The following is a 25,959-nucleotide window of genomic DNA, read 5'->3' on the forward strand; positions in this document are numbered from 1 at the left end:
TTATACGGAACCGGTTCCCCACTGCTGGCGGTAATCGACATAATCGTAACGTTTCTGCAATACCAGCCCCGTTTGATCCACGGTGTATACGTCCGGCAAATTGTAACCGTTGAAGCGATTGGCCTTGATCAAGCTATAAGCGCCCACCTCGGCAAACACCAGCTTTTCACCGACTTCCGGAATGCGGTCGAAACGGTATTCGCCGAATACGTCGCCGGCCAGACAAGTCGAACCGGCCAAAATCGCGGACTGACCGCCATCGGCAATTTCCTCCAACAAACGCGGCTTGATTTGGTATTCGAATACCTCCGGATGGTGGTTGACCGAGGTATCCAGCACCAACACCACCTTACCGTCGCTGACGAAGCGGTCCAGCACCGTCGCCAACAAATAACCGGCGTTGCCGACTATGGCCTTACCCGGCTCCATATAGACGTCGATGGCAAACTCCGCGCGCAACCCGCCGATCAATTCGGCCAGCGGTTCAAGATCAGCAATATCCTGATACAGATAGCCGCCGCCCAGATTCAGCCATTGCAGTTGCCGGTTGCGCTCCAGCAAAGACCGCAAGGCTAGTACGGTAGTTTGCAGCGGCGCCAAATCACGACACGAAAACACGGTATGAAACTGCAAACCTGCGACACCGTCCGGCAGGCCGTTTCGCAGCAATTCGATATCAACCCCGAGCTTGGAATGCGGCCGGCACGGATCGAACCGCCGATCCGCCGCAAACGACAGCTTAGGATTGACCCGCAAACCCGGCGAATAACCATGGCCCAGCCCCTGTAAACGCTGGTACTGCGGCAAGGAATTGAAACTGATGTGACTGCATAATTCGGCCAGTTCGCCGAATTCGTCCGGACGTATCCCCGGCGTGGTCAAATGGATACTGCCTAGACCAGCCAACACTTCTTGCGCCAACTTGGCTTCGAACAACGAGCTAACCGAAAAACCGTCGACGCGGTGTTTAATCGATTCCAGTAAACGTGCAAACGGCAAGGCTTTGATCGCATACAAAACCTTACAGCCGGTTGTCTCGCGCAATGCCGCCAACGCCTGCAAATTGGCCAACACCTGCCGTTCATCCAACACAAAGGCCGGGGAACTGGAAATGCCTTGTTTCAATTCGGCAGCGTTCAACATCCGGCTCGGCCTTTGCCCGGATAAATCGCCCGCTCGGTAATTACCCGATCCATATAAACATCGTGCTGTTCCATCGCAACCTTCGGCAACAACTGCGCTTCGTAGCAGACCGCCGCCAGCACCGCGCCGGAACCCACGTTTTGCAACAACCTGTCGTAGTAGCCGGCACCGTTACCCAAGCGCCCGCCTTGCCGGTCAAAGGCCACGCCGGGGACGATGACCACATCCAGTTCCTCGGTTCTAACTTGTTTTGCCGGCTCCAGCCAGCGCTGGCGAGGCGGTTCGAGAATATTCCACATTCCCGGCTGCAACTCGTCGATGGCTTGTAGCTGCCACAAACCTAGCTGTTTTTGCCCCTCGGCATCGACCGTGCAATAAGGCACAACAATGCGCTTACCACCGGCCAATTCGGCGGCGACGGTCGACAGCGTCCGCACTTCCGAACGGCAATGCAGATACCACATCACAGTCCGCGCCGCTTGATACCAGGACTGTTCCAAAACACGCCGGCAGATTTCGGCGCTGACCGCATCCTTATCGGCTTGGGCGTTGCGAGCCGCATAGGCAATTTGGCGTTGTTCGGCTTTAGTCATACTCGCGGCAATAACTCAGAGCTTGGTTGAGTAAATCGTCAGCACCGCTAAGCAAATGCCGGGCATCCTGTTCTTTACGCAACCAGGTAAATTGGCGTTTGGCCAGTTGCCGGGTGGCGACGATGGCTTTGTCGCGCATCGTTGCCAGATCGTATTCGCCGTTCAGATACGACCAGGCTTGCCGGTAACCGACGCAACGGATCGACGGCAGGCTTTCGTCCAGATCGCCGCGTTGCCATAGGGCTCGGACCTCGTCGACAAAACCTTGCTTCAACATCAGATCGAAGCGCTCGGCAATTTTGTCGTGCAAGGTTTTACGCTGCTCCGGTGCGACGATGATTTTAATAAACCGGTACGGATGCTCGGCCGGTTGATCGGCGTCAAAAAAAAACGACAACGGCCGGCCGCTGATTTCATAGACTTCCAAAGCTCGTTGCACCCGCTGCGGATCGTTGACATGTATCCGCGCCGCCGCTTGCGGATCGACTTGCGCCAAGCGGTCATGCAGCACTTCCTTGCCCAAGGTCTGCAACTCGGCATCCAGCCGCTGCCGAATCTCGGCATCGGCTGCCGGCAGTTGCGCCAAGCCCTGGGTCAGCGCGCTGAAATACAGCATCGTGCCACCAACCAGTAACGGCAGCTTGCCGCGCGCGGTGATGTCCGCCATCAACGCCAAAGCGCGATCGCGGAATTGGCCGGTGGAAAAACTTTCGCTGGGGTCGAGAATATCGATCAAATGATGCGGCACGCCGCCGCGCTCGGTCAGGGTCGGTTTGGCGGTCCCGATGTCCATGCCGCGATAGACCAGCGCCGAATCGACGCTGATGATTTCGGTATCCAAGGCTTGCGCCAGCGCCACGCCGAGCGCGGTCTTGCCGGAGGCGGTCGGCCCCATCAACAGGATGGCGGCCGGTTTTTGCGATTCGCTCATTTATTGGCCGCGCATAAAAAACCGGTCCAAATCCTGATGGCTCAGCGCCACCCAGGTTGGCCGGCCGTGATTGCATTGGCCGATACGTTCGGTTTGCTCCATATCGCGCAGCAAGGCGTTCATCTCTTCGATGCTGAGCTTGCGTTTGGCCCGTACCGAACCGTGGCAAGCCATCGTCGCCAGAACTTGATTGATGCTTTCCTGAGCTTTATGACTGACGCCGTGAGTCGCCAAATCGGCCAAAATGTCTCTTACCAATTGGTCGACGTCGGTTTTGGCCAGCAAGGCCGGCGTGGCTCTGAGTACCACGGTTTCCGGGCCGGAACGGTTGATTTCGAAACCCAGGTTCATAAAAAATTCGTGCTCCTGCTCCGCCAGATCGGCCTCGGCGGCCGTAACTTGCAATTTGATCGGCAACAACAGCGGTTGCGAGACGATGGCCCGGTTGTGGTAATGCTGTTTCAGGCGCTCGTAAGTCACCCGCTCGTGGGCGGCATGGGCATCGACCAAAATGATGCCGTTGGCGGTTTCGGCCAGGATGTAAATGTTGTGGATGTGGGCCAGGGCAAAACCCAAGGGCGGCATCGCCGCGTCGACAGCCGGCTTTGCCGGGACCACGCCATCGCCTCCAGCTTGCGGATAGAGCTTGCCGTAGGCTTTGATTTGCTCGGACACATCCGGCATCACCGCGCGTTCGGGCGGATAACGATAGGCGCCGAAAGCTTGCGCCGGCGTAGCGGTTCGCGGCGCAGTGCTTTCCTCCGATTCTCGCTCCGGCAATGTCAACGGTAACGACGTTTGGTGGTTTAGCGGCGCTCTATGCGGTGCGGTCGATGGCGGCAGCTCCGCAAGCTCCAGAACTGTGTCGATCCGCTGCGGCAACGGCTGGGCACCGGGTCGTTGCTCGGCTAGACTACGGTGCAAGGCCTGAAACAGAAAATCGTGCACCATCCGCCCTTCCCGAAACCGCACTTCCAATTTGGTCGGATGGGCGTTGACATCGACCAAAGCCGGATCGAGTTCCAGGTACAGCACAAACACCGGATGCCGGCCGTGGTACAGCACATCTTGATAGGCCTGCTTCACGGCATGCGCCACCAGACGGTCCTTGATCAGGCGGCCGTTGACGTAAAAAAACTGCATGTCCTGCTGGCTGCGGGAAAAGGTCGGCAAGCCGACCCAACCATACAGACGCAGGCCGGAGGCGGCAAAATCGATCTTGACGCTGTTGGCGACAAAGGCCGCACCGCAAATCGCGGCGATGCGTTTTTCTTGAGCAACTTGAGTGTCGGCCGGTTTCAGATTCAGCACTTCGCGCTGGTTGTGACTTAACGCAAAACCAACATCGAAGCGGGCCAAGGCCAGTTTCTGAATCAGGCTCTCGATATGGCCGAATTCGGTTTTTTCGGCTTTTAAAAACTTGCGCCGGGCCGGCGTGTTGTAAAACAGGTCGCGCACATCGACGGTGGTGCCGGGCGGATGCGGGTCGGGTTGCGGATCGAAATTTTTTTCGGTGCCGTCGGCGCTGACTTGCCAAGCGCAGTCGGCGTCGGACGTACGGGAAATCAAAGTTAAGCGCGCCACCGAACTGATGCTGGGCAAGGCCTCGCCGCGAAAACCCATGCTGGCGACATGCTCCAAATCGTCGAGCGAGGCGATCTTGCTGGTGGCATGCCGCGACAGAGCCAACGCCAGATCGTCCTTGACGATGCCGCAACCGTTGTCGCGAATCTTGATTTGGCGAATGCCGCCCTGTTCGACGTCGATTTGAATTTGGCTGGCGCCGGCGTCGAAGCAGTTTTCCACCAATTCCTTGACCACCGACGCCGGCCGCTCGACCACCTCGCCGGCGGCGATTTGATTGACCAATTGGGTGGGTAAAGCGTGAATCCGCATCGGTGGCGCCCGCAAAAAAGCGCGTATTTTAGCGGATCGAAATGAAACGGGGCGAAATGATTCGCCCCGTAGCGGATCGGAAAATAGGCAACCGAGCGTCAGCTATCGTGCGGAATTTGCAACACCTGGCCGACGCGGACGTTACCGTCGTTCATCGAATTGGCCAGACGCAATGCCCGCATCGAAACGCCATACTGCTGGGCGATGCCGGACAAGGTCTCGCCGCGGTTGATCACATGCTGAGTAGCGGCACTGGCGCTGGCCACCGGAGAATTTGCCTCGGCCGGCACCGCGTCGTTGTCAGCCAACAAGGCTTTCGGTTCGCTTCTCGGCTTGGCCGCCGCCGGAAGCGGCCGCTCGTCCGGTACCTTATTGAGCGCGATCATACGCGGCGCTTTGGCGGAACGGTTCAATTGCGCCATCAGCGTATCGGCCGGCGCGTATTGTTTGAAGTGGCCGACGATACCGTTGAACACCGCCGCCGCCATTTTATATTGATAGGCCCTGCTAGTCAGGCGCCGCTCTTCTTCCGGATTCGAGATAAACGCCGTTTCGACCAGAATCGACGGAATTTCTTGCGATTTCAACACGACGAATCCGGCTTTCTGCACGGCGCTGCGGTGCAAATGGCCGACGCCCTTGACGCTTCTCAAGACTTTATTGCCGACATTCTGGCTGGCCTCTTTGGCGGCCTTGCTGGACAAATCCATCAACACCGAAGCCAAGGTTTCATCGCGGTCTTCGCCGCCGCCAGAACCGTCGACCGCGTTCTCGCTGGCGGCCAACCAACCGGCACCGGCACTGGAAGCGCCTTTGGTCGCCAAGGTATAGACCGAAGCGCCGTGAGCCTGGCTGTCGCTAAAGGCATCGGCATGGATGGACACGAACAAATCGGCTTTGGCCGAGCGGGCAATCTGACGGCGTTCGTTCAATTTGACGAAATAATCGCCGTTCCGGATCATCACCGCCTTCATGCCGGGCTGAGCGTTGACCAGATTTTCCAGATTTTTGGCGATCGCGAACACCACGTCTTTTTCCTGGGTGCCGTTCGGGCCTTGCGCGCCGACGTCTTTGCCGCCGTGGCCGGCATCGATCGCGACGACAATGTTGCGGCCTTTTGCTCTATTAGCCGTTTTCAATGCCACCGGTTTGATTGCCGCTTCGGATCGTTTCGGCGACTTTTCCGGCGCCGGTTGCGCCGGTGCCGCGGCTACCGCAACGGTTTTACCAGGGGCGGCAGCCACAGGCTCGCCGGCAGCCGGCAGCGGCTTCGCCGCCAACTCGATCTGCAGCGCATTGCCTTGCGCCGCGACTTTGGCATCCGCATCGGCTTTCAATTCGACAACCACCCGCAAATCGCCGCCAGCGCGCATTGCGCTGCGAGCGCCGGCAAATAACGGATGCTCGGCCGGCGGCTGGTTGATGGCTTGCGCCATTTTTGCGCCGGCGAAATCGACCACCAAACGGCTCGGGCTTTTCAAAACGAAAGCGTGGTGGCGTACCGGGCCGGACAAGTTGAATACCAAACGGTCCGCCGAGGCATAGTTGACCGCGCCTAATTCGGCTGGGGCCGCCGCCGTAAAAGCGGGAAACAATAAGCCCCAAATCCAGAAAATTCGATAAATTCGCTGCATAACCGACGCGACCGCTAGTGACAAGATTGTTGAGATTATAGCAGTAGGTCTTTGTTTTTCCAGTTTAGTTTTATTTTTCCGACGTAGCTTTCCGCTAACACATTGATTTTTGCGACACGTTGCTGTTGCGAATACGTCAAGCCGACCTCGATATCCGCGGCCGGCAATACCCCCAGCCCCATTTCCGGCCACTCGATACAAACCAAGGCTTGGGCATTCAGATAATCGTCGATGCCTATCCATTCCAACTCTTCCGGGTCTTTCAAGCGGTACAAGTCGAAATGAAAAATGCGGCGCTCGGCGACGGCGTATTCCTCGACCAAGGTATAGGTTGGGCTTTTTACCGCACCGCGATGGCCGGCCGCACGCAGCAAACCGCGCATCAGCGTGGTTTTGCCGGCCCCCAATTCGCCGCGTAAATACACCAGGCATTTTTCAGGCAGGGCCTGCCAGAGCGCTGCGCCCAGAGCTTCAGTGGCTTCGCTGTTTTCCAAATCGAGGTTCATCTATTTAATAACTCCCTGATACGTGGCGGTAAATCGCCGGCCAGCAAGCCGCGTTCGCCGAATTCGGCGGCCAGACTATCGGCCGCGGCGGCATGGACTTGCGCGCCGGCCAGTGCGGCTTTATCTAACGGAAAACCTTGGGCGATCAAGCCCCCGATCAAGCCCGCCAATACATCGCCCATACCGCCGCTGGCCATGCCCGGATTCCCGGCAGCAACGACATAACACCCAGAGCCATCGCCGATCAAAGTTCCGGCACCTTTTAACAACGCAACGCCGCCATAACGCTGCTGCAGCGCCGAAACGGCGGCAAACCGGTCCGTTCCGACTTGCCGGGTATCGCAATTCAATAACCGTGCCGCCTCGCCGGGATGCGGCGTCAGCACCCAATCGTCGCGCCTGCAATTTCGCAACGCCAGTAGATTCAAGCCGTCGGCGTCGACCACGCTGGGCTTGCCGGCAGCCAAGGCACGGTCGAACATGGCCTGGGCCCAGGCGTCACGACCCAAGCCCGGACCGATCACGACAACCGTGGCTTTTTCCAGCAACTCATCCAGATCGTCGGCCTGTTCCGCCGCCCGACACATCAGTTCCGGCCGGGCGATATTGACCAAGCCGCTGTGCGCGACTCGGGTGGCAACGCTGACCAAACCGGCGCCGGCGCGCAATGCCGCTTCTGCGGCCAAGCGAATCGCGCCGCTATAGCCCTGGTTGCCGCCGATCAATAACACGTGGCCGAACTGGCCTTTGTGCGCGCTGCGTGGGCGCTTGGGCACGCCTACGCCTGTCAACAAACGGCAGGCAGGCTCGAGTTTTTCCAACACTTCGCCAATCTGGAGATTGTCGCAAACCACTTCGCCGCGGCAATCGGCCGCCGCGCCGGTGAACAAACCTTGCTTGAGGCCGATGAAGGTCACGGTCAGCTCGGCCGCGACCGCTTCGCCCATTATGCAGCCGGTGTCGGCTTGCAAGCCGGACGGTACGTCCACCGCCACCACCGGACCGGCCGCGGCGTTGATCGCTGCTATCGCCGGCAAGTAAGCCGCCGCGACCGGCCTACTTAAGCCGATTCCGAACAAGGCGTCGACGACGATACCTGGTATCGTCGAGCGGCCCGGTTCGAACCCGGAAACGCAACCGCCGGCCTGCACAAAGTCCCGGTAAGCGCTGAGCGCATCCTCCGGCAAGCGCTCGGGGTCGGCCAATCCGTATACGTTCACCCGGCAACCTGCCTCGATTGCCAGGCGGGCAACTTCGTAACCGTCGCCGCCGTTATTGCCGGCGCCGCAAAATACCGTCAATTCTCCCGCTTCGGGCCAACGCTGCCGGATATGCCGAAATAACGCCGCGCCGGCCCGCCGCATCAACTCCCGCCCCGGTATGCCGAGCCGGTCGATGGCTTGGCGTTCGGCTGCACGAATTTGCGCGGTTGAGTAAAGAGCGGCGGTTGAAAGCTGCATAATCGATTCCGAAGGCGATAGCCCGCCATTTTATCGCCAAACCGGCCTTGGCCGGCGGAAATCGGCGAAGTTATGCCAAAATGGCTTTTTGCATTCAGGCTCGGGCCGGCACCGCAACATAGCGCCGGCACCGGACTCGCATCGATATTAACCAATATGCCATCGACCGTTTCTCTCGATTCCGAACAGTTAGCTTGCCGCATCAAACAATGGGGCCTGGAGCTGGGCTTTCAGCAAATCGGCATCAGCGACACCGACCTGCACCAGGCCGAATCCCATCTGCAAAACTGGCTGGATCAGGATTTCCACGGCGAAATGCATTACATGGCCGCGCACGGCTTGAAACGCAGCCGCCCGGCGCTGTTGCAGGAAGGCACCCGCAGCATTATCTCGGCCCGGATGGACTACTTGCCGGAGCCCTCGGCCCGCAGCCAGGCCTTATTGGCCGATCCGGCCGCCGCCTTCGTCTCGCGCTACGCGTTGGGCCGGGATTACCACAAACTGCTGCGTAACCGGCTGCAAAAACTGGCCGACAACATCGCGGCAGCCATCGGCCCGTTCGGCTACCGCGCTTTCGTCGATAGCGCTCCGGTATTGGAAAAAGCCATCGCCGAGAAGGCCGGGCTGGGCTGGATCGGCAAACACAGCAATCTGATCAACCGCCGGGCCGGTTCCTGGTTTTTCTTGGGCGAAATCTATACCGACCTGGAACTGCCGGCAGACCAAGCGGCAAACAACCATTGCGGACTATGCCGGGCCTGCATCGATATCTGTCCGACCCAGGCCATCGTCGGCCCTTACCAGGTCGATGCCCGCCGCTGCGTATCCTATTTGACCATCGAATTGCACGGCCCGATTCCGGAAGATTTACGGCCTTTGCTCGGCAACCGGATTTACGGCTGCGACGACTGCCAATTGGCCTGCCCGTGGAACCGATTTGCCAAACTCAGCGCGGAAGCCGACTTTCGGCCGCGCCAACGTTTGGATAACGCCACCTTGCTGGAATTGTTCGCCTGGGACGAGGCAGAATTTCTGCAGAAAACCGAGGGCTCGGCAATTCGCCGCATCGACCATCAGCGCTGGCTGCGCAACATCGCCACCGCGCTGGGTAACGGCCGGCCTGATCCGGAGGTGGTAGCGGCGCTAAACCGGCGTCTGCACCAGGCTTCCGATTTGGTCGCGGAGCACATCCATTGGGCGCTGCGCCGCTTGACTGGCGCTTGAGTTTTAACGCGTAAAGCGTATATTTGCGAACCAGTTAAAGTTTTCGGTGACGAGCATGTTGATAACCGCCGCGTCGAATAATCCATTCAACCTGCACGGCTCGCAAAGCCTGTCAAGGCCGGCCGCGCCGAAAACACCACCACAGTCGTCCGGCAACGGAACTGCCAGCGGCGAATTAAGCCAAGAACAACGCCAATTGCTCGAGAAGTTGAAAGCCCGCGACCGCGAAGTTCGAGCTCACGAGCAGGCGCATCTGAGCGCCGCCGGCAATCTGGCCGTCAGCGGCGCCCGTTACGATTATGTGGCCGGCCCGGACGGCCAACGCTACGCCAGCGGCGGCGATGTCGGTATCGACGTGTCCGAAGTGGCCGGCGATCCGCAAGCCACGCTGCTAAAAGCCGACACTATCCGCCGCGCCGCGCTGGCGCCGGCCAATCCGTCGGCGCAAGACCAGAGCGTCGCAGCCAGAGCCGCGGCGATGGCCAACAAAGCCCGTAGCGAATTACTGAACCTGCAACGCGCAGAGAACCCAGGCGCTACGCTAGACTTGAATGCCTGATGCCGCACTGCCGGATTGGAATGGCCGCCGAATCGGCGCAAGCTTTTCGGAGGCGAAAAATACAATCAATCCCGGCTACAGAACTCGACGGCAAAACCGGAATCGGGATCGATGCGAACCACCTTGACCAACTGCACCGGCGCGTCGTCGAATTCGGTGGTTTGGACCTCCAATAGCGTACCCATTGGCGGAATCAACGCCCGGTCACACTGCAAAAACAAACCGGTTTCCGAAAAATCCCGCATTTCCACGATACTCTCCGCCACATCGGGCGCGATCAATTTGATTTTGGCGCGATGTTTTAAACGCGGATGCCTGCGCTTATTGTCTATCACGAATTCTCCTGAATTCTGCTTAAAATTTAAGCCGGTACCGATCCGGCCACGAGCCCGGCCGACTCAACCGCCGCGGACCAACAGATAAACGCCCAAGCCCACCATCACTAATCCGCTGACCAATTTCAACCAGCGGCCCTGGTCGCGTTGCAAGCGCTGCTGGCTCAAGGTTACGACGCCCACTGCCAGCACCGCAATATCGTCTAGCATATACGCCAGATTATATAGCAGCAAATAGCCGTAATAGTCCCAGCCTTGCAACTGGCGCAAGGTCAATATTCGCGTATACAAAGCCGGAAAGCCGGAGGTACAGAACAATTCGACGATTTGCACCAATATCGCCAGCAGTACCGCGCCGACCAACGCTCCCCACAGATTGTCCGCCTGTAGAATTCGCCGCATCCGCGCATAAATATCGGGCTTGGCCGCTTGCGGGATCGATAACGACGGCCCGACGCCGAAGGCCCAGAAATCTTTCAGGTTCAGCGCACCGGCGGCAACGGCAATCGCGGCAATCGCGATTTCCGAGGCGCGCGACAAGCCTATCCATAAAAACAGATTCAACCACGCCGCCATAAACACGAAGTAAGCCAGCCCTTCGACCAGCACGAAGGCTCCGGCAACCGCCAACATTCGCGGCCGGTTCCGCATCGGCGCCAGCATCGATACCATCAGTATCAACACCCACATCGAACACGGATTGAATCCATCCAACAATCCCATCGCGACAGTAAATGCCGGCAGCCCCACCTCGTCCAACACCAGCCGCTGCCCCAGCACGGCCAGTTCGAACGGCTCGGCCGACGCCGGCGGGTTGGCGGCATCGCCTGCGGTGCAGGTTTGCTCGGTTTGCACCTCGCAACTGTCGGCTGCATCCGCGGCGGCGTCCGCCGGCCGGCTAGCCGCTAACGCCTCGCGCAACAACTGGTTGCCGGTTTCGGCCGAATAACCGATCACCAGCTTGGCGCCGACCCGGAACGCGGGCAGCTGCAGCGGGGCTGGCGGATTCTGCGCTTCTGCCAAGGTTTGCAAGCGCCGCAAAGCGTCAGGCTCGCGGCTGACATTGCGGATCAGAATGTTGAACTGCGGCCGTTCCCGCTGCAACTCGGCCAGGAACGCTTCGGCGCGTTCGCAATGCGGGCAGCCGTCGCGCACGAAAGCTTCGATATCGGCTTGGGCAATTGCCGCGGCATGCGCCGAATTGGCGCAAACCAAGGCCAGTAACCCCAGCCAGAGCCATAAGGTGCGCCTGGCCGAGTGCACGTGAAACGTGAGGATTGCAGCGAGCATGGACGGTTCTCCGACAGCGTAAGGCTGCCAGCCAAAGTCGCAGCCCCTTCAATTTTATTAGATAATAACAGGCCAACCGCATCGCGGCGCAAGCCGCCGCGACCGCCCCGTCCATTATCCGCGCCGCCGATCGCCGCAGCGCAAGCAGCAAACCGACCTGATGGCCAGAAGACCCAGAACCCGCAGTTCCACCGTTCGACGCAGAAAACCCAAATCCCGGACATCCTGGCTATTCCGCCTGCTGGTTCCGCTGGTGATCATCGCCGGTTCCGTATTGGCGGTTTACGTCGGCTATCTGGATTACACCGTGCGCCAACAATTCGAAGGCAAGCGCTGGTCGATCCCGGCCCGAGTCTATGCCAGCCCGGTCGAGCTGTATGCCGGTTACGAAATTTCGGCCAAGAATTTCGAGGATTTATTGCTGGAATTGCATTACCGGCAGGACCCGCAATTGGTCGGCGAAGGCTCTTACAGCGTCAAAGGCAATGTCGTCAACGTCCGCACCCGCGCCTTCAATTTCGGCGACACGGTGCAGGAAAGCCGCAAAATCAGCGTCGCCTTCGCCGGCGCTGCGATCGGCGGCCTGACCGACGCCGGCACCGGCGCCAACCTGGCGATCGTAAGGATGGACCCGGTGCAAATCGGCAGTTTTTACCCGACCCGTAAAGAAGACCGGATTCTGATCAAACTGGACGAAGCGCCGCCGACGCTGGTGCAAGGCCTGCTGTCGACCGAAGACCGCGACTTCTACAGCCACTTCGGCCTGTCGCCGAAAAGTATCGCCCGCGCCATGTGGTCCAACCTGAAGGCCGGCGGCATGGTGCAAGGCGGCAGCACGATCACCCAGCAGTTGGTGAAAAACTTCTTTCTGACGCCGAAACGCACCTTGCGCCGCAAGCTCAAAGAAGCCTTGATGTCGTTCATCCTGGAATACCGCTACAGCAAGGACGAGATTCTGGAAGCCTATCTGAACGAAATCTTTCTGGGCCAGGACGGCGCCAGCGCCGTGCACGGCTTCGGCTTGGCCAGCGAATTTTATTTCGGCCAGTCGTTGAAGACGCTGTCGCTGCACCAAGTTGCAACGCTGGTCGCCTTGGTGCGCGGTCCGTCCGAATACGACCCGCGCCGTAAGCCGGAACATACCCTGGAACGGCGTAACCTGGTGTTGGATTCGATGCTGAACGAAGGCTATATTACCGAGCAACAGGCCACGGAAGCCAAGAAGCAACCGCTAGGAGTCGCGGCCGTGATCCACCGTTCGGCTAACCGTTACCCGGATTTCATCGATCTGGTCAAACGCCAGTTGAAGCAGGAATATAAGGAAGAAGACCTGACCTCGGAAGGTTTGCGTATCGTCACGACGCTGGACACCCGAATCCAGGACATCCTGGAACAATCGATCGCCAATAAACTCAAGCAACTCGAAAAGAGCCCGAAAAGCAACGACCTGGAAAGCGCCGCCATCGTCACCCGCCGCGACAGCGGCGAAATCGTCGCGCTGAGCGGCGGCCGCAAAACCGAGTCCACCGGATTTAATCGAGCATTGGACGCGGTCCGGCCTATCGGCTCGCTGATCAAACCGGTGGTGTATCTGACCGCGCTGGAATACCCGGACCGCTATACCATCGCTACTCCGGTCAGCGACACCCAGATCAGCATCGAAGCCGAGCGCCGCAAATCCTGGTCGCCCGACAACTACGACAACCGCGAACACGGCATCGTCCCGCTGCATACTGCTTTGACCCATTCCTACAACATGGCGACGGTACGCATCGGTATGGACATCGGTTTGGCCAAGGTCGCCAACACCTTGAAAAATATGGGCGTCAGCCGGCCGGTGGACTTGTACCCGTCGTTCCTGTTGGGCGCGCAACCCTTGACGCCGCTGGAAGTGACCCAACTTTACCAAACCCTGGCCGGCGACGGTTTCGCCACGCCGTTGCGTTCGATCCGCGCCGTAAACGCGGCGGACGGCAAAGCTCTGCAAAGCTATCCGCTGACGGTACGGCAGGCGGTCGATCCGGCGGCTACCTTCATCACCAACACCATCTTGCAGGAAGTGATGTACGCCGGCACCGGCCACTCTGCGTATAATTACCTGCCGAAGGAAATGGCGCTGGTCGGCAAAACCGGCACGACCAACCAATTGCGCGATAGCTGGTTCGCCGGTTTCAGCGGCGATTTTCTGTCGGTGGTTTGGGTTGGACGCGACGACAACAAACCCAGCGGCTTGACCGGCGGCAGCGGCGCGCTGCAAATTTGGTCGGAAATGATGCGGCAGGTCTCGAAAAAACCGGTCAGTCTAGTACCGCCGGATAACATCCAAATGACCTGGATCGATCCGGAAACCGGCCTGCTCAGCAGCGAAACTTGCCCCGGCGCCAAATTGCTACCGTTCGTGGAAGGTTCGGCGCCGACCCAATTCGCCGAATGCGGCGCCAATGCGGAATCCGGCGAAAGCTGGCTCAATAATCTGAACCCTTTTTAATATGCTACGTAACTTAAGCTTCGCCCTGGTTTTATCGATCGCCGCCATCGCCAACGTTGCCGCCGACGAGGCGCCGATTAACCGCCTGAAAAGCTTTCTGGCGGCCAGCGCGTCGCTGGCTGCGGATTTCAAGCAAGTCAGTTTCGATAAAAGCGGCCGTCCGGCCCAGTCCAGCAGCGGCAAATTTTATTTGAGCCGGCCGGGGAAATTCCGCTGGAACTACCTAAAACCATTCGAGCAGGAAATCGTTTCCAACAGCGGTAAAGTCTGGTTTTACGATGCCGATCTGGAGCAAGTCACAGTCAAGAAACTCGACGATTCGCTGGGCTCGACGCCGGCGCTGTTATTGACCGGCCAGGTCGATATCGAGGAAAAGTTCGTGCTGCAGGAACAAGGCCAGGACGAAGGCATGAATTGGGTCAAGTTATCGCCGAAGAACGAGGACAGCGGTTTCAAATACATCCTGATCGGCATGAACGGCAACCAACTCGGCGGCATGGAACTCAGCGACAATTTCGGCCAACTGACCCGGATCTATTTTTCCAACATTCAGCTCAACCAAAAGCTGGACGACAGTTTGTTCAACTTTAAGCCTCCCAAGGGCGCCGACGTGTTCGAAAATTAAGCGCGATGGCTTCGCCTTGGCGCAGCCGCAATCGCCGATAACGACAAGACCTTCACTTTTTGCCGAGGAGCAAACATGCAACACTTCAAACCGCAACTGAGTCTATTTCTGTTGGCCGCAATGTTCGCTGTGCAAGCACCGGCCCGGGCGGAAGAGGCCGCCGACCACGATCCAGCCCATGCCCACCATACCGCGAAAGAACATCCCTGGCTGGGGGTCTATAACGGTTTCCTGCCCTGTGCCGATTGCGCCGGCATTAAAACCCAACTGGGCTTGAACAAAAACGGCAGTTATATATTGATGACGACGTTCTCCGGCCGCTCGGAACGCGAGTTCGTTGAGAAAGGCAAATTTACCTGGGACGAGAAAAAACATACCGTCACCTTAATGCCGAAGAACGCAGGCGCGCCCGGTAACCAGTATTTGATCGGCAACAATTTTCTGACGCAATTGGACAGCGCCGGTAACCTCTACACCGGCAAACTGGCCGAACGTTACGTGCTGCGCCGCAACGAGATTACCGAAAAAGAACCGGCTCACGCCCACTAAGCGGCTAACGCCGATGCGGCCAATGTTTGCCGCATCGGCAAATCCCGGCTAGAAACCGGCTTCGACCCGGTTCCGGCCTTGCCTTTTCGCTTGATACATTGCCGCGTCGGCCCGCTTCAACAGGCTATCGAACGTATCGTCGCCTTTCAAGGTAGCGACGCCCAGGCTGGCAGTCAAATTCAACACGTCCATGCCGTAGGCCAGGGTATGCGACTCGATATCGGCCCGAATCCGCTCGCCGATCACCATGGCACCGTCGATGTCGGTATCGCTAAGCAGAATCACGAATTCCTCGCCACCGTAGCGGTAAACCGCGTCGCTGCCGCGCACGCTCTCTTTCAGCCAAGCGGCCACCGAGGCCAAGGCCAAGTCGCCGCATTCGTGGCCATATTGGTCGTTGATCGATTTGAAATGGTCGACGTCGACGAAGATCAACGACAAATGGCTGCCGCTGCGGTGAGCGCGTTTGATCTCGCGCAGTAGACTGTCGTTGAACGCGGTACGGTTGTTGGCCTTGGTCAACGGGTCGGTGAAGGCCATTTTCAACGCTTGTTGAAACAGCGTGGCGTTGCGCAGCGGGTAGATCAAACAGCACAACAGGCTTTCCAGCAGTTTCAGCTCGTCCTTACTGAAACGTTGGCTGCGGGTTAACTTCAACTCGCCCAGTTGTTGTTCTTCCACTTTTAACGCATAAGAGCAGGAATGGCGGGCCAATACGCCGCGTTTGTATTCCAAGTCGAATTCAGGATTGGTATATTCGACGCCGTTATGCGGTATGGTGTGCTGAATCTTGTTGCAAAATATCGCGATCAGCTCGTCGAACTCCAAAGTGGTCTGCAACGCGCTACTGATATCGTAGTGGTGCAGATTAACGGCTGTCGACGCGGCAAAGGTTTTGTTGCTGACAACGGCTAATTCGGCGGCTTTCTCTTTCATGACGCTTCCTCGAATCTGGAATCAATGCTCGAGACCAATCAAGCCAACACCGTGCCAACACTATTTATTTTTTTAAAAACAAATAGTTAAACAAAATATATCCACCTCAAAAAAACGCAGCGGCAATTTTCCGCCGCTGTATATCTCGGCCGGTTAAAACAAGCCCAATTGGACCTGAGCCACTTCCGACATCATGTCCCGCGACCAGGGCGGATCCAGGACCACTTCGACCTGCACCGAGCTGACGCCGGGTAAAGCGCGGATCGATTTCTCGACATCGCTTTGAATCACCGGCCCCATGCCGCAACCGGGCGCAGTCAGCGTCATTCGGATATGCACGTCGTTACCGCCCGCGGCGTTGCCGGTGACTTCGCAACCGTAAACCAGACCCAAATCGACGATATTGACCGGAATTTCCGGGTCGTAGACGGTTTTCATGACTTCCCAGCAATTCTGTTCCACCGCCTGGCGGTCGGTTTCCGATACCAGGGTTTGCAGATGTTGCGGTTCCTTGCCCAACGCATCGGCATCGCTGCCGGCGATGCGGACCATGTGGCCGTAGTCGGTTACGACTGTGTAATTGCTGCCGAGCGATTGGTGTATCGTCACTTCCTGGCCCTTTTGCAAGGTACCGTGGTTGCCGTCCGGTATCGTGACGATATTGACGTCCCGGGTTAGAAAAACAACTTCTCTGTCTGCCATAACGATTCTTAAGGTTTGAAAGTCTGCGCGTCAATAATTTGACCGGTCACGCCGATACTGGCATCGCCGAATAGGTAAAGGTATAGCGGTTCCAGACTGGACATCGGCGGAATCGCGGTTTTGTCTTCCGCCGGATACGCCCGCTTCCGCAACGGCGAATCGACCGGTCCGGGACACAAGGTATTGACTCTAATCTTTTGCCCCGCCTCCAGCTCGGCTGCCAGGATCGCGGCGAAACCTTCCAACGCGATTTTCGACACGCCGTAAGCGCCGGAATAGGCTTGCGCCTTGCGCGCGGCCGAATCGCTGGTGAAGACGATGGCGGCATGCCGGCTGAGTTGCAACAACGGCAACAACACCCGGCACAGAATGAACGGTGCGTTCAGGTTGACGTTCAGCGCATGCCCCCAATCCTTGGTCTTGTAACTGGCGATCGGGCTGAAGGCGCTGAATTCGACTGCCGAATGCAGTAAACCTTGCAAGCTGCCGTATCGTTGCTCGATCGCGTCGGCCATTTCCTGATACTGCGCCTCGCTGGCGCCGGCCAGATCGAACGGATACATCACCGGTTCCGGCGCACCGGCCGCGACAATCGCATCGTAGATCCGTTCCAGCTTCGGAATATTCTTGTCCAGCAAAATAATTTGTGCACCGTGCCGGGCCAAAGCCAAGGCCGCAGTCGCGCCCAAGCCGCCGCCGGCGCCGGTGATTAAAATGACGTGGTCTTTTAACGGCATATCTGAGCCTGTATCCATTCCATCAGTTGTTGCGGCCGCTCGATCAAGCCATCGGCGCCCCAGGATTCGGGGACGTCGTCGGTTTTCAGATAACCGTAGACGGCGGCCAGCGTTTTCATGTTCGCGCGCTTACCGGCGGTAATGTCGTGGGCGGCATCGCCCAGGTAAACGCAATTTTCCGGCGCCACCCCGGCCTCGCGGCAGGCGGCGAACATCGGCTCGGGATCAGGTTTGCTACTCGGCGTCGAGTCGCCGCTGATCACGCAAGCTGCGCGTTGGCGCAGCCCCAAAGCCGCCAACAAGGGTTCGGTGAAACGGCGTTTTTTGTTGGTCACGACGCCCCATTTCAAACCCTTAGCCTCGATAGCCTGCAGACTGTCCGCCAAACCGTCGAACAGCCGGCTGTAATCGGCGATGTTGTCCTCGTATTGGTTCAACATGAATTCCAGCATCCGCTCGGCTTCGGCCTGATCCACCTCGGCACAGTGCCGGATCATCGCCAATGCGCCGTGGGAAATCAGCGGCCGCACGCCGTCTGCGGCCGCTTCCGGAAAACCGTGCGCCGCCAAGGTCCGGTTCAAACAGGCAATCAGATCCGGCGCGGTATCCACCAGGGTGCCGTCCAGATCGAACAATACGCAATCGAGCTTGAAACCGGCCATATCTAATCGGCGCGTTTGAAAGCGGCGATGTAATTGACCGAAACGTCTTTGCCCAAGTAAAACGCCTTGCTGAACGGGTTGTATTCGATGCCGACCATGCCCTGCAATTCCAGACCGGCCGCACGCGCCATCCGCCCCAACTCCGACGGCTTGATGAAGGTTTTGTAATCGTGGGTTCCTTTCGGCACCATTTTCAGCAAATGCTCGGCGGCAACGATGGCTAACAACCAAGCTTTCGGTTCGCGGTTCAAGGTCGAAAAAAACACCGTGCCGCCGGGCTTGACCAGCGTGGCACAGGCCGAGACGACCGACGCCGGGTCGGGGACGTGCTCCAGCATTTCCATGCAGGTCACGTGGTCGAAACCGGCCGGCTGCTCTGCGGCCAATTGTTCGGCGCTGATCTTGCGGTAACTGGCGGCAACACCGGTTTCCAGGCCGTGCAGATCGGCCACGTCCAGCAAATCCTGGCTTAAATCGATGCCCAGCGCGTCGGCGCCCAGCTTGGCCAAACCTTCGGTCAAAATGCCGCCGCCGCAACCGACGTCGACCACCTGCTTGCCGCGGATATCGGCGTATTCGCCGACGAACTGCAAACGCAGCGGATTAGCCTGGTGCAATGTCTTGAATTCGCCCTCGGTATCCCACCAACGCTCGGCCAAAGAGCCGAACTTGTGAATTTCGTGCGGATGAACGTTATCTGCTGTCGCCATAATGCCAAACCCTATCTAAGTGCCTATAGTTTACTGTATTACTAGGTTATTCGTCATGAGCTTTGCGCGCCAACGGCAACGCATTGTCGAGTACCGTAACGGAAACGGGGAGTTAACTGTGTAAACGCTGCTGCCAGACCGCAACCCGCTCATTGAGCGCGGCCAGATCCATCGTGGTCAACTGCCGGTTTTTCAACAGTTGCCGGCCGGCGACCCAGACGTCGCTGACTTGGCGGCGGTCCGCGGCATAGACGATTTGCGCCAGCGGATTGAACAAAGGCTGGGTTTCCAGTTCGCTCAAATCGATCGCGGCAACATCGGCTTGCTTACCGACGGTCAACGAGCCGATTTCCGCGTCCAAACCCAGCGCTTTGGCGCCGTTCAGCGTTGCCATCCGCAAAGCGGTGGCCGCCGACACCGCCCCGGCGTCGCCGGCCACCGCTTTGGCCAGTAACGCCGCCGTGCGCATTTCCGAGACCATGTCCAGATCGTTGTTGCTGGCGGCGCCGTCGGTACCCAAAGCCACGTTGATACCCGCCGCCAGACATGCCGCAACCGGGCAAAAGCCGCTGGCCAATTTCAGATTCGATTCCGGACAGTGCACGATATGGGCGCCGGTCTCGGCATAGGCCGCGATATCGGCGGCGGCCAGTTGCGTCATATGCACGCCGATGAAGGCCGGCGTCAACAATCCCAACTGCCGCAAGCGCTGCAACGGGGTTTGGCCGGTCTTTTGTCGCTGTGCTTCGACTTCGTGCGCGGTTTCGTGCAGATGCATATGCACGGTCAAATTCATTTCGTCGGCATAGGTCAGCACGCTGCGCAACGGCGCGTCGGACACGGTATACGGCGCGTGCGGCGCGAACGACAGGCTGAGCAGACTTTCGTGGCGCAGTTTTTCGTGCAAAGCCAGACCTTTGGCCAGATAGGCGTCGGCATTTTCGGCCCAGACCGTCGGAAAATCGAATACGATCAAGCCGATATTGGCGCGCATACCGTGTTGCACCGCCTGTTGCGCGGCAATTTCCGGAAAGAAATACATGTCGTTGAAGCACGTCGTGCCGCAGCGCAGCATCTCGGCAATCGCCAGGTCGACGCCGTCGCGGACGAAGGCTTCGCCGACCCATTTTTGCTCGGCCGGCCAGATGTGGTTTTGCAGCCAATCCATTAACTGCAAATCGTCGGCGATGCCGCGCAACAAGGACATCGCGGCATGGGTATGGCAGTTGACCAAACCCGGAATCAAAGCATGCCTTTCCAGAATCTCCAGTTGGCGCGGCTTATATTTCGCCGCTGCATCGGCAGCGGGCAGCAAATCGATGATCCTGCCGTCGTGCACCACCAGACTGGAATGCTCGAAAATTTGGCCCGCGGGTTCGACCGGAATTATCCAGCGCGCCTGAATCACGAGATCGACTTGCATATTCTGCTCCGGGTAATAAATCGGCGATTATACCCGTTAAGCCGGCGTCCTCGCCTGTTCGGCAAAAAACCATCTACAATGTAACACTATTGCCCCCGGCCGCCTCCCGACCAGCCATGACCCAACTCTACCCGACTCCAGCCCAGCCGGTAATCCTGATTGTCGACGACACACCGGAAAACATCACCGTGCTGGGCGAACTGCTACAACCGTATTACACGGTGAAAGTTGCGACCGACGGCCGGCGCGCGCTGGCTTCGGCTATGAAGCCGCCGCGCCCCGACCTGATACTGCTAGACGTGATGATGCCTGAGCTGGACGGCTACGCGGTGCTGGCCCGGCTGCGGGAATCTGCCGAAACCCGCGATATCCCGGTGGTGTTCGTCACCGCGCTGGACGCCAGCGAAGACGAGAGCCGCGGCCTCGAGCTGGGTGCCGCGGATTACATCACTAAACCGATTCGGCCGCCGATTGTGCTCGCCAGAGTCCGCGCCCAACTGGAACTGAAACAAGCCAGGGACCGCCTGCGCGACCAAAACCAATGGCTGGAAGGCGAAATCGCCCGGCGGCTGCAGCAAAACCAGAAAATCCAGGACGTCAGTATCCGCGCCTTGGCCAGTCTGGCGGAAACCCGCGATAACGAAACCGGGAACCATATCCTGCGTACCCAAGGTTACGTCGGCGTGCTCTGCGACGAACTGGCCGGCAGCCATTTTTCCGGCCGGCTCGACGCCCGCACGGTGGACTTGATTACCAAGGCCGCGCCGTTGCACGACATCGGCAAGGTCGGCATTCCCGACCACGTCCTGCTCAAGCCGGGCAAGTTGAACGACGACGAGTGGCAATTGATGCGCACCCACGCCAAACTGGGCGCGGAAGCGATCAGCCGCGCCATTCGCGGCGAACCCGACCAATCCTCGTTCGACTTTTTACATACCGCAATCGAGATCGCCCATTACCACCACGAAAAATGGGACGGCAGCGGCTACCCGGACGGCCTGTGCGGCGATGCGATACCGTTACCGGCCAGATTGATGGCGCTGGCCGACGTATTCGACGCCCTTATCAACCGCCGCTGTTACAAAGCGCCGATGGCAATCGAACAGGCCGCCGCCATCATCGCCGACGGCAAGAACAGCCATTTCGACCCGCGAGTGGTCGACGCATTCGCCAACCGCCTCGACCAATTCGCCACCATCGCCGAACGTTATGCCGACAAGAACTGAAATCGGCCGCCGACGCGCGGAAACAGCATGGCCGGCCAACCTGCAGTAGGGCCGGCCAAGCTGGCGCTGATTGCCGCGCTGTACGCGGCCGGCGGCAGCCTGTCGTTGTCTTATTTCACTTCCGCCGGCGCATCCAGCCTGTTTTTCATTCCCAGCGGTTTGGCGCTGGCCTGCGTACTGTTACTCGGCGAGACCTGCCTGTGGGCGATTTTCGTCGGCGCCCTCGCGCTGAATACCTGGCAATACGGCTCGATTTTGCTCGCGGTGCCGATTGCCGCCGGCAGCAGCGCGGCCGCCTGGCTGGGCGCCCGCCTGATCCGCGCCGATCCCGAGTTCAATCCGGATCTACCGCGCCTGCGCGACTACCTTGCGTTGGTCGCGCTGGGCGGCTGCCTGGCCAGCCTGGTATCGGCCTTATCCAGGACGCTGGCGCTCTCGCCGAGCGGCGCCAACATTCTTGACAGCCTCGGCCGCGGCGGACCATGGTGGATGGGCGACACGTTGGGCGTCGTATTGATCGCACCGCTGATTCTGGCCTGGAGCCGTCCGCTGCCGCAGCTAAGCCCACGGCAAGCGGTGGAAGCGGCGTTTTTGCTCGGTGCAAACGCGCTGGTCGGACAAATGGTATTCCTGAATTTATTCGACGGCGGCATCGGCGATTACGCCATAAGCCACTCGGCATATCTGTTTGTCACCTGGTCCGCACTACGCGGCGGCCCACGCCTGACCACGCTGGTGTTGGCCGTCCTCGCCGCCCAGGCCGCCGCCAGCTTGCACTGGCGGCGTTGGGCGTTTTCCGCTCCCGGCCTAGGCGACGATCCTCTGCTCGATTATTGGGCATTCATGGCCGCGCTGGCGCTGGTCGGCATGGCATTCAACTGCTACGTCAGCGAGCGCCGGCGAACGCTGGCAAGCTTGAGCGCAAAAGAGGCGTTATTCCGGACCCTGCTCGACTCGATGCCGGACGTGGTCTGGCTGAAAGATCCCGACGGCGCCTTTGTGCTGTGCAACCGCAGCTTCGAACGGCTATGCCGACTGCCGCGCGCCCAAATCGTCGGCAAGACCGATTACGAACTGATCGGCGCGGAACTGGCCGAGCGCTTTCGCCGCCAAGATCTGGATGCCATCGCCGGCGGCATGCCGCTGGCCAACGAACAATGGCTGGACCATCCCGACGGCAATCGGCAAGCCCTGTACGAAACCGTCAAAACGCCGGTAGCGGCGGCCGACGGCGGCTTGATCGGCGTGCTGGGTGTGGCGCGCGACATCACCCGGCTACGCAATGCCGAAACCGCGCTGGCCAACGAGCGCGAACGCCTGCAAGCCATTATCGACGGCACCCATGCCGGTACCTGGGAATGGAATCTGCAAACCGGCGCCGCGCTATTCAACGAGCGCTGGGCCGAAATTTTCGGTTACCGTCTGGCGCAATTGCAGCCGTTCACGACCCGTACCTGGGAGAAATTCGTGCATCCGGACGATTTGAAACGCGCCAATGCCCTGCTGAAAAGGCATTTGGCCGGCGAGACCGATTACTACGAGTGCGACCTGCGCATGCGCCACCAACAAGGCCATTGGGTCTGGATTGCCGACCGCGGCCGGGTCACCCGGCGCGATGCCGACGGCAAACCGGTGTTGGTCAGCGGTACCCATATGGACATCACCGAACGCCACCGGGCCGAGGAACGGCTGCGGCAAAGCGAGGAGCGATTCCGCCGCTTGTTCGAAGAAACCAAAGAAGCCGCGCTGCTGATCGAAGACGGTTATTTCGTCGACGCCAACCGGGCGGCGCTGCAGATGTTGGGCATGCAGGATTTTGCCGAGATCGCACCGCTGGCGCCGGCGCAAATCTCGCCGGAATTCCAAGCCGACGGCCAATTATCCAGCGTTAAAAGCCAGGAAATGATGCGAATCGCCGAGGCCTGCGGCGCCCACCAGTTCGAATGGGTACATCTGACCGCCCGCGGCGAGCCTTTCGATGCCGAAGTATTGCTGACCGTGATCCGGCAACAGGACAAAAATCTGTTGCACGTAGTCTGGCGCGACATCACCGAAAAAAAACGCGCGCAGCGCGAGCTGGACAACTACCGGAAACATTTGGAAGAACTGGTCGCCGAGCGCACCCAGGCGCTGGATGCCGCCAACCGCCAGCTCAAACGCAGCCAGGAATTGTACCGGTACGCGCTCGCTGCCAGTAACGACGGCATCTGGGACTGGAATATCGCCGACAACAGCAACTTCTGCAGCCCGGCCTATTTCGCCATGCTCGGCTACCGGCCCGACGAACTGGCCGGGGATGCCGACAGTTGCTGGCTGAATTTGCTGCATCCGGAGGATAAAGAGTCGATTCCGGCCCAAGCCAGACAAAAACTGGCCGCACAGGGCGGTTACGAACTGGAATTCAGAATGCGTACCCGCGACGGCGGCTACAAATGGATCCTGAGCCGCGGCAAAGTTGTCGAGCGCGACCAAGCCGGCAATCCGTTGCGCGCGGTCGGCACCCACACCGACCTGACCGCCCGCAAGCAACTGGAAATCGAATTGCGCCAGGCCAAGGACCAGGCCGAAGCCGCCAACCTCTCCAAAAGCGCGTTTTTGGCCAACATGAGCCACGAAATCCGCACGCCGATGAACGCGATTTTGGGACTGTCCGCGCTGTTGCAACGGGAATTGAACGATACGGCGCAATTGGAAAAGCTCGACAAAATCATGGCTGCCGGCAAACATCTGCTGGGCTTGATCGACGACATTCTGGATCTGTCCAAAATCGAGGCCAAGCGCCTGAAGATCGAACAAACCCCGCTCAACCTGGCCGCGATTCAGGACCGGGTCTGCAGCATGGTTTACGAAAAGCTGCGCGGCAAAGATTTGGCGCTGGTCAAGGACTTGGCGCCGGGTTTGGACAAGCTGGCCTTGTTGGGCGACCCGTTGCGCATCGGCCAAATCTTATTGAACTACCTAAGCAATGCCGCCAAATTCGCCGATAGCGGCCGGATCGTGTTCAGCATCCGCATCGAATGGGAAACCGAGTGCGAGCTCGGGGTGCGCTTTTCGGTGCAAGACAGCGGCATCGGCATTGATGCGGAACAGCAACAGCGCATTTTCGAAGCCTTCGAACAAGGCCAAAGTTCCACCTCCCGCCGCTACGGCGGCACCGGACTGGGCTTGGCTATCAGCCGGCATCTGGCGCAGATGATGGGCGGCGAAGTCGGCGTCGACAGCGAACCGGGCCGCGGCAGCACCTTCTGGCTGACCTTGGCGCTGAAACGCGACCCGCACCCGCAGCAACCGGCGTTAGCGGCCGCCGCCGGCGATTATCGCCGCGACGCCCGGATATTGCTGGTGGAAGATAACGAGATCAACCAGGAAGTCGCCCGCCGTCTGCTGGAAGCGGCCGGATTGCAGACCGACGTCGCCAACCACGGCGGCGAGGCGCTGGAGATGGCCCAAGCCCAGCGCTACGATTTGATCTTCATGGACATGCAAATGCCGGTCATGGACGGCCTGGAAGCCTGCCGCCGCCTCCGCCGACTGCCGGCTTACACCGGAACGCCGATCCTGGCGATGACCGCCAACGCCTTTATCGAAGACCGCGAAAACTGTCTGGCGGTGGGCATGGACGACTTTCTGCCGAAACCGGTCGATCCGGATTTGTTGCTGGCCGCGTTGGCGCGCTGGCTTCCCGCCCCCGCATGGCCGGACGCCGCCGCTGCCGCACCGCTGCCGCCCAATCCGGGCAGCGGACACCGGCAACCGGCGGCGCACCTGCTGCGCCACTTCCGCACCCGCCATGCGGCCGACGCCGGCAAGATAGCCGCCGCACTCGGCGCCGGCGACCTGGCACAGGCCAAGCTGCTGGCGCATGCGCTGCGCGGCGTCGCGGCGAATCTGGGTCTGGAACGAATCCAAGCCCAAAGCGCCGAGATCGAGACCGCCATCGGCCATTCGCCCGCCAGCAGCTTGGAACTGGATGCCCCTCTGGACGAACTGGCCCGGCTACTGGCCGCCCAGGCCGCCGAGATCGAAATCGGCGCAGAGCAGGCGGCCGGCTCCGGCGCGCTGCCGGACGCCGCCGAACTCGAACGCGATTTGGCCGCATTGCAAGACCTGCTGGCCGCCGACAACCTCGCCGCCACCCCAACCTGGCGCCGCCTGAAACCGGCACTGGCCGCAACGGTCGGCGAAGCCGCCCTTGCCGGCTTGTCCGAACAAATCGAGAATTACGATTTGCCGAATGCGCTGCTAAGCTTGCGCCGGCTATTGCAAACCCATCCCGGCTGGTCCGGCAACGTCAGCCAATCCGCCAAGCCTGCCGCCACCTGAATCCGAA

General features: G+C 59.5%; 22 protein-coding genes. 7 read left to right on the forward strand and 15 right to left on the reverse strand.

What is annotated here, in order from left to right:
* From VXJ35_RS14060 to VXJ35_RS14090, 7 genes are all read right to left on the reverse strand, one after another.
* On the reverse strand, window positions 1-1,143 hold the full coding sequence (locus VXJ35_RS14060) for a carboxynorspermidine decarboxylase (RefSeq protein ID WP_064022039.1): 1,143 nt from the start codon (window positions 1,141-1,143) through the stop codon (window positions 1-3).
* Window positions 1,137-1,736 carry a 5-formyltetrahydrofolate cyclo-ligase gene (locus VXJ35_RS14065; RefSeq protein ID WP_064022040.1) on the reverse strand — a complete coding sequence of 200 codons (600 nt, stop codon included), beginning with the start codon at window positions 1,734-1,736 and terminating at the stop codon, window positions 1,137-1,139. The genes VXJ35_RS14060 and VXJ35_RS14065 overlap by 7 nt, the downstream gene beginning before the upstream one ends.
* Window positions 1,729-2,667: a tRNA (adenosine(37)-N6)-dimethylallyltransferase MiaA gene (gene miaA, locus VXJ35_RS14070; protein ID WP_064022041.1), complete on the reverse strand. Its 939-nt coding sequence runs from the start codon at window positions 2,665-2,667 to the stop codon at window positions 1,729-1,731. Before miaA ends, VXJ35_RS14065 begins: the two co-directional genes overlap by 8 nt.
* A complete protein-coding gene (mutL, locus tag VXJ35_RS14075) occupies window positions 2,668-4,563 on the reverse strand; it encodes a DNA mismatch repair endonuclease MutL (RefSeq protein WP_064022042.1) in 1,896 nt (631 codons plus the stop codon).
* A gap of 98 nt (window positions 4,564-4,661) precedes the next feature.
* Window positions 4,662-6,197 (reverse strand): N-acetylmuramoyl-L-alanine amidase, encoded by a 1,536-nt coding sequence (locus tag VXJ35_RS14080; RefSeq protein WP_064022043.1) that lies wholly within the window; start codon window positions 6,195-6,197, stop codon window positions 4,662-4,664.
* 35 nt (window positions 6,198-6,232) lie between these two features.
* Window positions 6,233-6,703, reverse strand: coding sequence for a tRNA (adenosine(37)-N6)-threonylcarbamoyltransferase complex ATPase subunit type 1 TsaE (gene tsaE, locus VXJ35_RS14085; RefSeq protein ID WP_064022044.1), 471 nt, complete (start codon window positions 6,701-6,703; stop codon window positions 6,233-6,235).
* The gene (locus tag VXJ35_RS14090; RefSeq protein WP_064022045.1) at window positions 6,700-8,163 is read right to left on the reverse strand and encodes a bifunctional ADP-dependent NAD(P)H-hydrate dehydratase/NAD(P)H-hydrate epimerase; all 1,464 of its coding nucleotides are present in this window, start codon (window positions 8,161-8,163) and stop codon (window positions 6,700-6,702) included. The genes tsaE and VXJ35_RS14090 overlap by 4 nt, the downstream gene beginning before the upstream one ends.
* A gap of 156 nt (window positions 8,164-8,319) precedes the next feature.
* On the opposite strand from VXJ35_RS14090, the gene queG reads away from it, so the two are divergent.
* Window positions 8,320-9,387 (forward strand): tRNA epoxyqueuosine(34) reductase QueG, encoded by a 1,068-nt coding sequence (gene queG / locus VXJ35_RS14095; protein ID WP_064022046.1) that lies wholly within the window; start codon window positions 8,320-8,322, stop codon window positions 9,385-9,387.
* Between the two features lie 55 nt (window positions 9,388-9,442).
* On the forward strand, window positions 9,443-9,946 hold the full coding sequence (locus VXJ35_RS14100) for a putative metalloprotease CJM1_0395 family protein (RefSeq protein ID WP_064022047.1): 504 nt from the start codon (window positions 9,443-9,445) through the stop codon (window positions 9,944-9,946).
* Between the two features lie 65 nt (window positions 9,947-10,011).
* Here VXJ35_RS14100 and VXJ35_RS14105 read toward each other — a convergent pair whose 3' ends face one another.
* Complete coding sequence (locus VXJ35_RS14105) at window positions 10,012-10,281, reverse strand: PilZ domain-containing protein (protein WP_054758732.1); 270 nt, start codon at window positions 10,279-10,281, stop codon at window positions 10,012-10,014.
* Between the two features lie 63 nt (window positions 10,282-10,344).
* On the reverse strand, window positions 10,345-11,571 hold the full coding sequence (locus VXJ35_RS14110) for a hypothetical protein (RefSeq protein ID WP_064022048.1): 1,227 nt from the start codon (window positions 11,569-11,571) through the stop codon (window positions 10,345-10,347).
* 160 nt (window positions 11,572-11,731) lie between these two features.
* Between VXJ35_RS14110 and mrcB the strand changes: the two genes are divergently transcribed.
* The 3 genes from mrcB to VXJ35_RS14125 all read left to right on the forward strand — a co-directional run bounded on the left by mrcB (window position 11,732) and on the right by VXJ35_RS14125 (window position 15,233).
* The gene (gene mrcB, locus VXJ35_RS14115) at window positions 11,732-14,059 is read left to right on the forward strand and encodes a penicillin-binding protein 1B (protein WP_064022049.1); all 2,328 of its coding nucleotides are present in this window, start codon (window positions 11,732-11,734) and stop codon (window positions 14,057-14,059) included.
* A gap of 1 nt (window position 14,060) precedes the next feature.
* Window positions 14,061-14,684: an outer membrane lipoprotein chaperone LolA gene (gene lolA / locus VXJ35_RS14120; RefSeq protein WP_064022050.1), complete on the forward strand. Its 624-nt coding sequence runs from the start codon at window positions 14,061-14,063 to the stop codon at window positions 14,682-14,684.
* Between the two features lie 75 nt (window positions 14,685-14,759).
* Entirely contained in the window at window positions 14,760-15,233 is a 474-nt protein-coding gene (locus tag VXJ35_RS14125) for a copper resistance protein NlpE (RefSeq protein ID WP_064022051.1), read from the forward strand.
* Between the two features lie 48 nt (window positions 15,234-15,281).
* Here VXJ35_RS14125 and VXJ35_RS14130 read toward each other — a convergent pair whose 3' ends face one another.
* From VXJ35_RS14130 to VXJ35_RS14155, 6 genes are all read right to left on the reverse strand, one after another.
* Window positions 15,282-16,169, reverse strand: coding sequence for a GGDEF domain-containing protein (locus tag VXJ35_RS14130; protein ID WP_064022052.1), 888 nt, complete (start codon window positions 16,167-16,169; stop codon window positions 15,282-15,284).
* A gap of 153 nt (window positions 16,170-16,322) precedes the next feature.
* Window positions 16,323-16,871, reverse strand: a complete 549-nt coding sequence (gene sufT / locus VXJ35_RS14135) for a putative Fe-S cluster assembly protein SufT (protein ID WP_064022053.1) — start codon at window positions 16,869-16,871, stop codon at window positions 16,323-16,325.
* A gap of 8 nt (window positions 16,872-16,879) precedes the next feature.
* Window positions 16,880-17,608, reverse strand: coding sequence for an SDR family NAD(P)-dependent oxidoreductase (locus VXJ35_RS14140; RefSeq protein ID WP_064022054.1), 729 nt, complete (start codon window positions 17,606-17,608; stop codon window positions 16,880-16,882).
* Window positions 17,599-18,270 carry an HAD family hydrolase gene (locus VXJ35_RS14145; RefSeq protein ID WP_064022055.1) on the reverse strand — a complete coding sequence of 224 codons (672 nt, stop codon included), beginning with the start codon at window positions 18,268-18,270 and terminating at the stop codon, window positions 17,599-17,601. Before VXJ35_RS14145 ends, VXJ35_RS14140 begins: the two co-directional genes overlap by 10 nt.
* Before the next feature lie 2 nt (window positions 18,271-18,272).
* Window positions 18,273-18,980: a bifunctional 2-polyprenyl-6-hydroxyphenol methylase/3-demethylubiquinol 3-O-methyltransferase UbiG gene (ubiG, locus tag VXJ35_RS14150; RefSeq protein ID WP_064022056.1), complete on the reverse strand. Its 708-nt coding sequence runs from the start codon at window positions 18,978-18,980 to the stop codon at window positions 18,273-18,275.
* Between the two features lie 112 nt (window positions 18,981-19,092).
* Window positions 19,093-20,403: a TRZ/ATZ family hydrolase gene (locus tag VXJ35_RS14155; protein WP_064022057.1), complete on the reverse strand. Its 1,311-nt coding sequence runs from the start codon at window positions 20,401-20,403 to the stop codon at window positions 19,093-19,095.
* Between the two features lie 116 nt (window positions 20,404-20,519).
* Here VXJ35_RS14155 and VXJ35_RS14160 point away from each other — a divergent pair, with 116 nt between their 5' ends.
* Window positions 20,520-21,629, forward strand: coding sequence for a two-component system response regulator (locus VXJ35_RS14160; protein ID WP_064022058.1), 1,110 nt, complete (start codon window positions 20,520-20,522; stop codon window positions 21,627-21,629).
* A 27-nt stretch (window positions 21,630-21,656) separates the two neighbouring features.
* Window positions 21,657-25,952: a PAS domain S-box protein gene (locus VXJ35_RS14165; RefSeq protein ID WP_064022059.1), complete on the forward strand. Its 4,296-nt coding sequence runs from the start codon at window positions 21,657-21,659 to the stop codon at window positions 25,950-25,952.
* The last annotated feature ends 7 nt before the right edge of the window (window positions 25,953-25,959 follow it).

Origin of the sequence: Methylomonas sp. DH-1 (assembly GCF_046097555.1) — a bacterium.
Taxonomy (GTDB): domain Bacteria; phylum Pseudomonadota; class Gammaproteobacteria; order Methylococcales; family Methylomonadaceae; genus Methylomonas; species Methylomonas koyamae.